The 12666-nt window shown below is 71.5% G+C and carries 11 protein-coding genes and 1 pseudogene; 8 read left to right on the forward strand and 4 right to left on the reverse strand.

Annotated elements, in window-relative coordinates; all coding sequences use genetic code 11:
* Positions 1-30 precede the first annotated feature (30 nt).
* The 3 genes from ACIQPR_RS05755 (at position 31) to ACIQPR_RS05765 (ending at position 3260) form a co-directional block, all read left to right on the forward strand.
* Positions 31-975: an ROK family protein gene (locus ACIQPR_RS05755; protein WP_403642361.1), complete on the forward strand. Its 945-nt coding sequence runs from the start codon at positions 31-33 to the stop codon at positions 973-975.
* Positions 975-2210, forward strand: a complete 1236-nt coding sequence (nagA, locus tag ACIQPR_RS05760; protein ID WP_403642363.1) for an N-acetylglucosamine-6-phosphate deacetylase — start codon at positions 975-977, stop codon at positions 2208-2210. Before ACIQPR_RS05755 ends, nagA begins: the two co-directional genes overlap by 1 nt.
* A 120-nt stretch (positions 2211-2330) precedes the next feature.
* Positions 2331-3260 (forward strand): 1-phosphofructokinase family hexose kinase, encoded by a 930-nt coding sequence (locus ACIQPR_RS05765; RefSeq protein WP_403642366.1) that lies wholly within the window; start codon positions 2331-2333, stop codon positions 3258-3260.
* A 47-nt stretch (positions 3261-3307) separates the two neighbouring features.
* Here the strand turns inward: ACIQPR_RS05765 and ACIQPR_RS05770 are convergent, their stop codons facing one another.
* Both ACIQPR_RS05770 and cdgB read right to left on the reverse strand, forming a co-directional pair.
* The gene (locus tag ACIQPR_RS05770; protein WP_403642368.1) at positions 3308-4276 is read right to left on the reverse strand and encodes a carbohydrate-binding protein; all 969 of its coding nucleotides are present in this window, start codon (positions 4274-4276) and stop codon (positions 3308-3310) included.
* Between the two features lie 165 nt (positions 4277-4441).
* Positions 4442-6100 (reverse strand): diguanylate cyclase CdgB, encoded by a 1659-nt coding sequence (cdgB, locus tag ACIQPR_RS05775; RefSeq protein WP_403642371.1) that lies wholly within the window; start codon positions 6098-6100, stop codon positions 4442-4444.
* A 305-nt stretch (positions 6101-6405) separates the two neighbouring features.
* On the opposite strand from cdgB, the gene ACIQPR_RS05780 reads away from it, so the two are divergent.
* Positions 6406-6978 carry a flavin reductase family protein gene (locus tag ACIQPR_RS05780; protein ID WP_403642373.1) on the forward strand — a complete coding sequence of 191 codons (573 nt, stop codon included), beginning with the start codon at positions 6406-6408 and terminating at the stop codon, positions 6976-6978.
* A 114-nt stretch (positions 6979-7092) separates the two neighbouring features.
* Positions 7093-7197: pseudogene (locus ACIQPR_RS05785) on the forward strand (GNAT family N-acetyltransferase); the annotation flags it as partial.
* A gap of 366 nt (positions 7198-7563) precedes the next feature.
* On the opposite strand, the gene arfB reads toward ACIQPR_RS05785, so the two are convergent.
* Positions 7564-7992 carry an alternative ribosome rescue aminoacyl-tRNA hydrolase ArfB gene (arfB, locus tag ACIQPR_RS05790; RefSeq protein WP_019072464.1) on the reverse strand — a complete coding sequence of 143 codons (429 nt, stop codon included), beginning with the start codon at positions 7990-7992 and terminating at the stop codon, positions 7564-7566.
* Positions 7993-8191: 199 nt separating this feature from the next.
* Between arfB and ACIQPR_RS05795 the strand changes: the two genes are divergently transcribed.
* The 3 genes from ACIQPR_RS05795 (at position 8192) to ACIQPR_RS05805 (ending at position 11189) form a co-directional block, all read left to right on the forward strand.
* A complete protein-coding gene (locus tag ACIQPR_RS05795; RefSeq protein ID WP_403642377.1) occupies positions 8192-8767 on the forward strand; it encodes a TerD family protein in 576 nt (191 codons plus the stop codon).
* Between the two features lie 127 nt (positions 8768-8894).
* Positions 8895-10157, forward strand: coding sequence for a DUF1266 domain-containing protein (locus tag ACIQPR_RS05800; RefSeq protein ID WP_403642380.1), 1263 nt, complete (start codon positions 8895-8897; stop codon positions 10155-10157).
* 69 nt (positions 10158-10226) lie between these two features.
* Positions 10227-11189, forward strand: a complete 963-nt coding sequence (locus tag ACIQPR_RS05805; RefSeq protein ID WP_403642383.1) for a GNAT family N-acetyltransferase — start codon at positions 10227-10229, stop codon at positions 11187-11189.
* 29 nt (positions 11190-11218) lie between these two features.
* Here the strand turns inward: ACIQPR_RS05805 and ACIQPR_RS05810 are convergent, their stop codons facing one another.
* Positions 11219-12658: a M1 family metallopeptidase gene (locus tag ACIQPR_RS05810; RefSeq protein ID WP_403642386.1), complete on the reverse strand. Its 1440-nt coding sequence runs from the start codon at positions 12656-12658 to the stop codon at positions 11219-11221.
* Positions 12659-12666: the final 8 nt, after the last annotated feature.

Raw genomic sequence — 12666 nt, forward strand, 5'->3', positions numbered from 1 at the left:
CTCGCGGGTCGGCGGGCCACACTGTCCCCCGTGAGACATGTCATCGCCCTCGACGTGGGCGGCACCGGGATGAAGGCCGCCCTAGTGGGGACCCGCGGCGAGCTGCTGCACCGGGCCCGCCGCGCCACCGGCCGCGAACACGGACCGGACGCGGTCGTCGAGCACATCCTCGGCTTCGCCGCCGAACTGCGCGCGTACGGCGAGGAGCGGTACGGCCAGCCCGCGTCCGCCGCCGGAGTCGCCGTCCCCGGCATCGTCGACGCCGAGCGGGGCATCGCCGCCTACTCGGCCAACCTCGGCTGGCGCGACCTGCCGCTGCGCGACCTGCTCGCCGCCCGGCTCGGCGGTGTCCCCGTCGCCCTCGGCCACGACGTGCGCACCGGCGGCCTCGCCGAGGGCCGGATCGGCGCGGGCCGGGGCGCCGACCGCTTCCTGTTCGTCCCGCTGGGCACCGGCATAGCGGGCGCGATCGGCATCGACGGCCGGGTGGAGGCGGGCGCCCACGGCTTCGCGGGCGAGATCGGCCACATCGTCGTACGACCCGGCGGCGCGCCCTGCCCCTGCGGCCAGACCGGCTGCCTGGAGCGGTACGCGTCGGCGGCGGCGGTGACGGAGGCGTGGGCGGCGGCCTCCGGCGATCCGGGGGCGGACGCGGCCGACTGCGCCAAGGCCGTCGACGCCGGGGACACCAGCGCCACGGCCGTCTGGCAGCGGGCCGTGGACGCCCTCGCCGACGGCCTCGTCACCGCCCTCACCCTCCTGGACCCCCGCACGATCATCATCGGTGGCGGCCTGGCCGAGGCGGGGGAAACCTTGTTCACACCACTGCGGGACGCGGTGCGACGACGGGTCACCTTCCAGAAGCTGCCGTCGATCGTCCCGGCGGCCCTCGGGGACACCGCCGGATGTCTGGGTGCCGGGCTCCTGGCCTGGGACCTCCTCAACTCAACCGACCGTACGGAGGTAGCACCCTGATGGCAGCCCACCCAGGGGCGCGGGACAGCGTCGACATGCGGCTCCGCCGCGAGGCACGACCGGCCACGACGCACCCGCACTCCGCGACGACCGGGAACACGACGGTGCTGGCCGGAGCGAGGGTCGTGCTGCCGACCGGGATCGCGGACGGAGGCCGGGTCGTCGTCGACGGCACCCGCATCGCCGCTGCCGCCCCCGACGACGCCCCGGTCCTCGACGTCACCGGCCACTGGCTGGTCCCGGGCTTCGTCGACCTGCACAACCACGGCGGCGGCGGAGCCTCCTTCACCTCCGGCACGGTCGACGACGTCCTCAAGGGCATCCACACCCACCGCCTGCACGGCACCACCACCCTCGTCGCCTCGACCGTCACCGGCGAGATGGACTTCCTGGCCCAGCGCGCCGGGCTCCTCTCCGAACTCACCGAGCAGGGCGACCTCGCCGGCATCCACTTCGAGGGCCCGTTCATCTCGCCGTGCCGCAAGGGCGCCCACTCCGAGGGCCTGCTGCGCGATCCCGACCCGGCGGACGTGCGCAAGCTGGTCGACGCGGCGCGCGGCAGCGCCAGGATGGTCACCCTCGCGACCGAACTCCCGGGCGGCCTCGACTCCGTACGGCTGCTCGTCGAGCACGGCGTGATCGCGGCGATCGGGCACACGGACGCCTCCTACGAGCAGACGGCGCAGGCGATCGACGCGGGCGCCACGGTCGCCACGCACCTCTACAACGCGATGCCGCAGCTCGGCCACCGCGAGCCCGGACCGATCGCGGCGCTCCTCGAAGACGAGCGCGTCACCGTCGAGTTGATCAACGACGGTACGCATCTGCACCCGGCGGCCCTCGAGTTGGCGTTCCACCACGCGGGCGCGGACCGGGTGGCGCTCATCACGGACGCGATGGACGCGGCGGGCTTCGGCGACGGCCGGTACATGCTCGGCCCGTTGGAGGTCGAGGTCAGTGACGGGGTGGCACGGCTGGTGGAGGGCGGTTCGATCGCCGGCTCGACGCTGACCCTGGACCGGGCCTTCAAGCGCTCGGTGACGGTCGACCGGCTGCCGGTCCAGGACGTGGTCGCCGCGATCTCCGCCAACCCGGCCAGACTGCTGGGGAGTTACGACGAGATCGGCTCGCTGGAGCCCGGCAAGTACGCCGACCTGGTGCTGCTGGACTCCGCCTTCGATCTCAAGGGCGTGATGCGGCGCGGCACTTGGGTGGTCGAGCCCCGACTGGGCTGACATGTGACGTGGTCGAGGGCGGCGGTTGTCCCGGGGGACTGGGAGGACCGCCTCCCGTTTGACATCATCGTGCCTCCGGAACAAGCGCGTTCACGCGGAAGTCGGGGGAGGTCGACGCGGGTGATTCTCACCGTCACACTCAACACCGCGCTCGACATCACCTACCGGGTACGGGAGTTGCGGCCGCACGGCACGCACCGCGTCTCCGAGGTGAGCGAGCGGCCCGGCGGCAAGGGGCTGAACGTGGCCCGGGTGCTGGCCGCCCTCGGCCACGAGGTGACGGTGACCGGGTTCGTGGGCGGGTCCACCGGACGGGCCGTGCAGGACCAACTCACCGGAACGCCGGGGGTGTTGGACGCGCTGGTCCCGGTCTCGGGTGCCACCCGGCGGACGACGGCGATCGTGGACGAGTCGAGCGGTGACACGACTCAACTCAACGAGCCCGGCCCGACGGTCGCTTCGGCGGAGTGGTCGGCGTTCCAGGAGGCGTACGAGAGCCTGCTGCACGGGGTGTCCGCGGTGGCGCTGTGCGGGAGCCTGCCGCCCGGGGTGCCGGTGGGCGCGTACGCGGGTCTGGTACGGACGGCGCGGGGCGCCGGTGTGCCCGTGCTCCTCGACACCGGCGGCGAACCGCTGCGTCGCGGGGTCGCCGCCCGTCCCGACATCGTCAAGCCCAACGCCGACGAACTGGCCGAACTCACCGGCTCCCACGACCCGTCACGGGCCACCCGGGACGCGCGGCGGCGGGGCGCCCGCACAGTGGTCGCCTCGCTGGGCGCAGGGGGGCTGCTGGCGGCGACCCCGGAGGGCACCTGGCACGCGACACCCCCGGCCCGGATGCGCGGCAACCCGACCGGCGCGGGCGACTCGGCGGTCGCGGGCCTGCTCTCGGGCCTGGTGGAACGCCTGCCCTGGCCGGACCGGCTGGCCCGGGCGGTCGCCCTGTCGGCGGCGACCGTACTGGCGCCGGTGGCGGGCGAGTTCGACCGCGCGGCCTACCAGGAACTGCTGGGGCGGGTCGCGGTGACGGGGGACGCCACCGCGGCGTGAGGCGAGTCGGCGAATCGGGCCGGATCAAGCCTGTCGGGCCGGGTCGGCTACTTCTTGACCTGCCCCTGCTTCACCCACAACTGGTCCAGCAGGACATTGCAGTTGTCGCCGCTCTCGCAGGACAGGGTGACGGTGTTGCTGCCCTTGGTGAGGCTCGGCCAGGCGAAGCTGGTCGTCCAGCCCTTCGCGAAGTCGCCGTCCGCGGCCTGCGCGTAGTTCTTCAGGCTGAACGGGCTGCCGAACTTCTTGCCGTTGATGCTGAGCGTCATGTGCTGGTCGTCGCTGGTCGAGCTGTAGTGCGCGAAGACCGTGTAGGTGCCGTCCGAGGGGATGCCGTTGATCTGCCAGGAGACGGAGGCGCCGACCGTGTTCAGGCCCGTCACGTAGATCCCGCCGTCGGCGTCGGCGCCCTTGACGTCCGAGGCCAGGGTGGCGCCGCCCTCCAGCTTCAGCGCCTTGGCGTCGATGGTCTGGGTGTCCAGTCCGCTCGACGCGCTGGAGCTGGCCGACGGGCTCGACGAGGCGCTCGACGAGGCGGAGGGTGTGCTGCCCGCCTGGTCGTTCGTCTTGTTGTCGTCGCCGCTGCCGTTCATCATCGCCACGCTGATGCCGATGACCACCGCTGCGACCACGGCTATCGCGCCGATCAGCAGGCCCTTGGTGTTGGGGCCGCGCCCCCGGCCGCCGCCGCGACCGCCGTCGTAGGACGGGGGCTGCTGGGTGGGCGGGGGGCCGAAGGACTCCGGGGCCTGGTAGTGCGCGTTCGGCTGGCCGCCGTAGGCCTGCTGCTGCGGGACGGTCTGGCCGTAGGGCTGCTGGTACTGGGCCGTGGGGGCGGCGGCCGGCTGGCCGCCGTACTGGCGCTCGCCGACCGCGCGCACCCGGTTGACCGAGCCCGGGTAGCCGTAGCCGCCGCCGGACGGCGGCTGGGCTCCGGCGGCCTGGCCGTCCTCGTACAGATAGCCGAACGGGTCGTCGTCCTCGGGCGTGCTCGCGCCGTTGTTGCCGGGCGTCATCCCTAGGTACTCCTCAACAGGTGCGGGTGCGGGTACGTCAGCTTCGGATGCGTCTTCGATTTCGTCTTCGATTGCATCTTCGATACGTCTGGAGAACTGCGAGCCTACCCGCTCCGCGTGGTCCAAACGGGTGACTCGGACGGCATCACAACGCTGACCTGGAGATCATCCCGCGCGTCTGTGCTGTTTGGGACGAGATCGTTTCTCGATGTACATCCGTTCGTCGGCGGACTTCAACACCTCGTCCGCCGTCATGCCGCAGTGGGCCCACCCGATGCCGAAGCTGGCCCCGACCCGCATGGCCCGGCCGTCGACCCGGATGGGCTGGATGATCTCGTTCCGCAGGCGTACGGCGAGGTCGGCGGCGTCGGCCTTGCCGAGGCCGTCGGCGAGGACCACGAACTCGTCGCCGCCGAGCCGGGCCACCGTGTCGCCGTCGCGCACGGCCCGGCCGAGCCGGCGGGCGACCTCGATGAGAACCGCGTCACCCGCGTTGTGCCCGAACCGGTCGTTGATCGACTTGAAGCCGTCGAGGTCGCAGAAGAGGACCGCGAGCCCCTTGGTGCCGTCGTCGCGCTCGCCCTCGGGGGCGACGGTGTGGACGTGGTGGTCGTAGGCGTCGAGGAGATCGGTCCCGCGGGGGTAGTCGAAGCCGTGGCCGTTCGCGTCGTAGGCCGGGTGTCCGTAGGCGGCGTCGATGGACTCGGCCTCGCCGGGGAACGCGGACTGCGGGCGCTGGCAGAGGCGGGCGGAGAGGCGGGTGCGCAGCTCGGCCGAGTTCGGCAGGCCGGTGAGCGCGTCGTGCGCGGCGCGGTGGGCGAGTTGCAGCTCGCGGCGCTTGCGGTCCTCTATGTCCTCGACGTGGGAGAGGAGGAAGCGCGGCCCGTCGGCGGCGTCGGCGACGACGGAGTTGCGCAGCGAGACCCAGACGTAGGTGCCGTCCCGGCGGCCCAGGCGGAGTTCCGCGCGTCCGCCCTCCGCCGAGGTTCTCAGCAGGGTGCCTATGTCCTCGGGGTGGACGAGGTCCGAGAAGGAGTAGCGGCGCATCGCGGAGGCGGGGCGGCCCAGCAGGCGGCACAGGGCGTCGTTGCTGCGGAGTATTCGGCCGTGCTGGTCGCCGCCCATCTCGGCTATCGCCATGCCGGAGGGGGCGTACTCGAAGGCCTGCCGGAAGCTCTCCTCGCTGGCGCGCAGGGCCTGTTGCTCGCGTTCGAGTCTGACAAGTGCGCGTTGCATATTCGCACGTAGACGCGCGTTGCTGATCGCGATGGCGGCCTGGAAGGCGTACATCTGGAGCGCTTCGCGCCCCCACGCGCCGGGCCTGCGGCCGTTGCGCGGGCGGTCCACGGACAGGACGCCGATCAGTTCGCCGCACGAGCCGCCGGAGACGCCGGGCGTGTACATGGGCGCGAACAGCCGGTCGGAGGGGTGCCACTCGTCCTCGAAGCGGGGCGCGGGGCCGTCGGTGTACCACTGCGGTACGTCGTCCTCGTCGAGGACCCAGCCCTCGGTGTGCGGGATGAACCGCAGGTCGCCCCAGCCCTCGCCCATGCCGAGCCGGCGCTCCCAGGAGGCGCGGGAGCCGACGCGGCCGGTGATGAGTGCCTCGGCGGCGGAGTTGCCGGAGAACGCGGCGACCACGAGGTCGCCGTCCGGGCGCACGAGGTTGACGCACGCCAGCTCGTACCCGAGTCCGTTGACCACGCCGTCGGCGACGGTCTGCAGGGTGTCCGCCAGGCTGCGGGCGGTGTTCATGTCCGCCATGACCGTATGCAGTTGCCGCAGGTTCTCAAGACGGACGTAGGGTTCCGACTCGGTCTCCATGCTCGCCCTCCCCCCGAGACCTCGCAGCGAATCAAGGGTCTTCTTCCCCGCCACTGAATCACAGCGCGCTGCCCACTCGGTACACAGGGTCAACAATTACTACCCCTTGTGACTCAAGTCACAGCGGAAGATGAACAATTGAGTGGAGTTTCTGCATTTTCCCTGTGCGTTTACTGAACGCAAACTTTGTGGGTGTGTGGACATGATGCACGACGCCGTCCCACCGCGTGGGCCATTGGACCTAGGACCCCGTTGCGACCGAAGTCCGATGCACCGCACGGCACTCGGAGACTAGCGTTCCCGGCGTGCTGAACACCGCGTCGATCACCGAGTCCGCTCCCTCCGGGCATGCTGTGGGGGTGAGCAACGACGAGTTCCGCGCCGCCCTCGCCCGGCTGGCCGCGGGCGTGGTCCTGGTGACCGCGCACGAGGAGCCGTACGACCCGGACGACCCGCACGCCCCGGTCGGCGAGGACGTCGGCATGACCGCGACCGCCTTCATGTCGGTGTCCCTGGACCCGCCGCTGGTCCTGGTCAGCCTCCGCAACGGCTCCCGCATGGACGACCTCCTCGACGAACAGCCCCTGTGGGCCGTCTCCGTCCTCGCCGAGAGCCAGCGCCACATCGCGGGCCGCTTCGCCATGAAGGGCCGCATCAGCGACCGCCTCCTCTTCGACGACATCCCCTACGTCCACGGCGCCGCGTCCGGCGCCCCCCTGGTGCGCGGCGCCCTCGCCACCCTCGAATGCCGCACGGAACAACGGGTACCGGCCGGGGACCACACCCTCGTCATCGGCCGCGTCCTCACGGCCGAGACGACCGGCACGGACGGCGGCCCACTGACCTATTTCCGAGGCAGATACCGACAGTTGGGCTGACCCCGAATCCATTCGCCCACCCCCGAGCACTCCCCCTACCGTCCCCCCATGGCACCGACCACCACAGAACATGGCCCCCGCCTCGAAGAGATCACCCGGGGCAACTCCGCCTGACACGAGGTCCGTTCCGGCCCCGCCGGGTTCTACACGGGCCTGGGATTCCGGCCCAACGGGGAGCTGAGCGGCGGCGAGACGGTCGGCGTACTGGAACTGACGTAGCCGCGCCGCCCGCTCCGGTGGCGCCGTCCACCAGTGCGGGCCGTGCCGTGAAGCACCCCTCCCGTGCGGCGGCCGACTGCAACTGCCGTACCACCATGGGGAGATGGCCGACGATGAACGCGATCTCCCGAAACGGCAGCGCGAAGTGGTCGTGCGGCGCGAAAGCGAACCGTCCGGCGGGCCCACCGGGACCGGAAGGACCGCCCGGACCGGAAGGACCACCGGGACCGGAAGGACCGCCGGGTTCGGAACCCGGCGGCGAGAAATTCACCCACCTGTCACCGTGGGAATTCTCGCGGGAAAGCAGCCGGAGTTGCGGTCGGAGGCACGGCCGGAGATCCGGCCGGAGATCCGGGCGGCGCGGGATTACCCCCAGTCCCGGCCGGTCCGGCCCCGCTTCGTGTCCGAGCGGGCCTTCTTCTCGCGCAGGCGGCGTTCGTTGATGCCTCGGGGAATCCGGGTGGGCCGGCGCGGCTTCGGCGGGGGCGCGGTGGCCTCCGCGAGCAGCGCCGCGAGGCGCACCGCGGCGGTCTCGCGGTTGCGCCACTGCGAGCGGTGCTCGGAGGACCGTACCGTCACCACGCCGTCGACGAGCCGCGAGGCGAGCCGCTCCAGCGCCCGCGCCTTCCACACCTCGGGCAGGGCCTCGGTCTTCGCCAGGTCGAAGCGCAGCTCCACCTGGGAGTCGCTGGTGTTGACGTGCTGCCCGCCCGGCCCCGACGACCGCGAGAAACGCCACATGAGCTCGGCCTCGGGCAGGGAGACGGAGCCGCGGATGAGATAAGGACCGGACATGTCCCCATGGTCGCCTGACTGTCCGGTCCACGTCACGCCAATTACCCCGGACGTTCCGGCGGGAGCGGCTGATGAAAGGGCAGGTAAAGAAAGTAAAGCCACCTGGAACCTTCGATACCCCTCTTGGCGTTCATAGGGGTACCGGTAGCTTCGTCCCCAGTACGAAGCCCGCACCGCAACGAGGGAAGGACTCCCAACAATGGCTGTAAGCCTGTCCAAGGGTGGCAACGTCTCGCTCACCAAGGAGGCCCCGGGCCTGACCGCCGTCACCGTAGGCCTCGGCTGGGACGTCCGCACCACCACCGGCACGGACTTCGACCTCGACGCCTCCGCCATCGCGGTCAACCCCGAGGGCAAGGTCTACTCGGAGAACCACTTCATCTTCTTCAACAACAAGCAGACCCCGGACCAGACCATCGTCCACACCGGCGACAACCGCACGGGCGAGGGCGCCGGCGACGACGAGGCGATCAACGTCAACCTGGCCGGCCTCCCGGCCGACATCGACAAGATCGTCTTCCCGGTCTCGATCTACGACGCGGAAGCCCGCTCGCAGAACTTCGGCCAGGTCCGCAACGCGTACATCCGCATCGTGAACCAGGCCGGCGGCGCCGAGATCGCCCGCTACGACCTCTCCGAGGACGCGGCGACGGAGACCGCGATGGTCTTCGGTGAGCTGTACCGCAACGGCGCGGAGTGGAAGTTCCGCGCCGTGGGCCAGGGTTACGCCTCGGGCCTGGTCGGCATCGCCCAGGACTTCGGTGTGAACGTCTGACGGACGCCCCGTCTGTGCGCGACCCCCGGCCGCCTGATCACGGCCGGGGGCCCACAGGGGTGTCTCAGACCCGTGTGGCAGTGTGCCGGGGTCAGCAGCGGCTGGACCCTGGAAGGACAGCGCACCCATGTCGTTCGGACCGCCCTCCGCCGGTTTCGGGCCTCCCCCGCCCACCGGTCCGCCCGCCTGGATCCCGCCGACCGAGACCGAACGGGCCCTCGCCGAGGCAAGAGCGCGCGGCGACCGGCCCGCGTACCACGACGTGCTCGCCCGGACCCACCTCTACTACGAGATGTCCCGCGAGGCCTACGACGCCCAACCCGACCGTGTGCACCGGGTGTTCATCCGAGACGTCCGACGCGGCACCAGGCACTGGGAACTGTTCACCGACGGCATGCTCCCCGCCCCCCGCACCGACATGGTCTACTCGCGCGCCTCACTGCGCTGGATAGCCGAGGCCTGGACCCCGCAGTGCCCGCCCACCCTCGTCGTCAACCCCGGCACCCCCAGCGAACTCGCCCTCCCCTACGGCCCCCCGGGCACCACGGACTGGTCCCGCGCGGCCGAACACATCGGCACCCCCGCCACCGCGATGCGCCTGCGCGCCCTCCACGTCGGCGGAGCACTGCACGGCCCCGTCGCCCACGGCCTGGCCTGCGGCGCCCTCCTCTGCGTCAGCAACGGCTCCCTGTGGAACGCGCCGGCCTGGCACGGCAGCGGCTACGACGGCGAACGCCGGCGCCTGCGCGAGTGGTGGGGCATCACCACCCGCGCCGAGTGGCAGCACCACCTGCGCAACCTGCTCGCCGCCGAAGCCTCCAGCTCCGTATGGGAGTTCGCGCTCAGCCTGCGCCGCACCATCGCCCGCGACTTCGGCGGCCACGTCGACACCGGCTACTGGCGGCAGGCCGTGGCCACCGTCATCCGCGCCGATTCCGAGGGCTCCACCGTCATCACCGAGGACGGCGTCACGAAGACCGACCCGCGCCCCGCCGCCGAGACCGAGGCCCGCATCGCGGGCGTCCAGCACCTCATCGGCCGCATCACCCGCTACGAGGCCCGGATGCGGGCCGACGGCATCCTCGACGAGAACCGCCACGTCACCTCGGTCGAGGCCTGGGACCTGGGCCGCGCCTCGAAGATGGCCCGCTGGGGCCTGGGCGCCCGCTACTGCACCCTGCCGGAGACGGAGTCGGCCCTGATCCGCGCGGGCCGCGCCGCCACCCTCGCCTACCGCTCCTGGGCGGACTTCTCCACCGGCTACATCCTCGGCCGCTGCCTGCACTTCGACGAGGAGGAGTTCGGCGACTGGTACCAGGACATGGTCGCGGCCCACCGGATCCTGACGTCCGACCCGGGCAGCCCCTGGCTGAACATCCCGTTCCGCTAGACCGGTCGCGCGCTACGACGAGCCCGGCCGACACTCAGCACTCCGCCCCGTTCCGGTTAGCGTTCCCCCATGTTCCTCGAACCGCTCACGCCGACCGAGGCCGGTGCGCTGCCCGGCGAGCTGCTGACCGAACTCGCCGCCCTCTACGCCTCCAACCACGCGTTCCACGCCCTCAGCGGCGACTTCCCGGACCCGCAGGACATCCGGCCCGAGCAGGTGGCGACGGCGTTGGCCGACGAGCTGGCCGACCCCGAGGTGGAGGTACTGCTCGCACGCGGCGCGGGACGCCTCGTCGGCATCGCGATCACCCTGGGGACCCATCCCGATCCCGCCGACGACGACCCCTGGATCGGCCTCCTGATGATCGACGCCACACAGCAACAACAGGGACACGGACGGCAGTTGGCATCCCTCGTCGAGGACCGCTTCCGCACGGCCGGGCGAACCGCCGTACGCCTCGCCGTCCTTGACAACAACCCCTCGGCCCTGGCCTTCTGGACCACCCTCGGCTACAAGGTCATCGACCACCGCCCGGACCGCCAACTCGGCCGCCCCTGCACGGTATTGCGCAAACAACTGCGCGCCACCCGCCACTCCGCCCGCGTCGCGGTACTCGACCCCACCGGCGCCGTCTTCCTCCTCCGCTACGACGACTCCGAGACCGACGGCACCTTCTGGGCACTGCCCGGCGGCGGCCTCGAAGCCGACGAGAGCCCACGCGAGGCCGCCCTGCGCGAACTCCGCGAGGAGACCGGCTGGACCGACCTGGAGCCCGGCCCCCTGCTCCGCACCAGCGAGACCGACCTCACCTTCGCCGGCGTCCCGACCCACCAGCACGAACGCCTCTACGTCACCCACGGACCGCGCCGCGAACCCACCGGCGCCCACCTCGCCGCCGCCCACGCCCAGGACGGCATCCGCGGCTGGCGGTGGTGGAGCCGGGAGGAACTGCGCACCACGACGGAGACCGTGTGGCCCGCCGAACTCGTCCAACTCCTGGACGAATTGAACGAGAAGGCCGACCAGGGCTGACGCGGACGAGCAGGACCGACGCAGGCCTCTCAGGCGTGCGCCGGCTTCCCGTCCCCGTACAGCCAGTCCTTCCAGATCCCCCCGAAGTCCTTCCCCGGCGCCATCCGCTCCACGTACTTCGTGAAGTCGGCGGTGTCCGCGTTCCCGTGCCGGTGCGCGGCGGCCCAGCCCTGGACGATGTCGTAGAACCGGTCGTCGCCGACCGTCCGCCGGATCTTGTGCAGCACCATCGCGCCGCGCTCGTACACGGGACTGTCGGAGATGTGCGCGGCGGAGCTGGGACGCCCCGGCGGAAAAGCCCACACGGCCTCGCTCTCGGCCGGGTCGTCGAAGTAGGTCCCGGCGTAGAGCGCGTCGAAGCTCTCCTGGGCCGTGTCACCGCCGTGGTCCTCGGACCAGAGCCATTCCGCGTACGTGGCGAAGCCCTCGTTGAGCCACATGTCACGCCAGCTCCGCGGCGTCACGGAGTCGCCGAACCACTGGTGGGCGAGTTCGTGCACGAGGGTCGCGGTGTCCGGGGCACCGGGGAAGAAGGGCCGGTTCTGCGTCTCCAACGCGTAGCCCGCGTCACCCCGCCGATCGACGATCGCACCGGTGGAGGAGAAGGGATACGGCCCGAAGTTGTACTCCTCCCACTCCATGATCCGCGGCAGCGAAGCCAGCACCGCGCGACTGGCCACCGCCTCCTTCGGGTCGACCGCCGTGTACACGGGAAGCCCGTTCTTCGTCGTGGTGCGGGTGATGTCGTAGTGCCCGATCGCGACCGTGGCCAGGTAGGTCGCCATGGGCTGGGCGGTACGCCACCGGTAAGTCGTCCGGGTACCGGCGGAGTTCGTGGTCTCGGCCCTCAACTCCCCGTTGGAGACGGCCTGGAGACCCTTCGGGACGGTGATCGAGAGGTCGTAGGTCGCCTTGTCGGAGGGATGGTGGTCACCGGGGAACCAGGCCATAGAGCCGACCGGTTCACCGAGCGCCACCGCACCGTCAGCCGTGGGCAGCCAGCCCTCCTCCGACCCGTCCGGATCGGTGAGCGTCTCGGGCACGCCGGAGTAGCGGACGGTCGTCTCGAACAGCTTGCCCTCGGCGAGGGCGGAGCGCGGGCGGACGATCAGTTCCTGGCCGTCGCGCTTCCATCGGGCGTCACGGCCCCCGACCGTCACGGACTCGACCTTCATGCCCTTGAAGTCCAGGTCGAAGGCGGAGAGTCGAACACCGGCCCGCGCCGTGATCGTCGCCGTACCGGTCAAGGTGGCCGAGGCGTCCGGGGTGTACGCCAGGTCGAGGGCGTAGTGGGTCACGTCGTAGCCGCCGTTGCCGGCCTTGGGGAAGTACGGATCCCCCACCCCCGCGCTCCCGGCACTCCCCCGCGCACCCCCCGCCCCACCGCACGCCGTCAGCAGCAGGGCCAGCCCACACGCGGTGACCGTGAAGGCGAGGGGCACGGACGGGTTCGCGGATCGGGGGGACATGTCCGGAA

It is taken from the genome of Streptomyces sp. NPDC091280 (genome assembly GCF_044768565.1).
GTDB lineage: Bacteria > Actinomycetota > Actinomycetes > Streptomycetales > Streptomycetaceae > Streptomyces.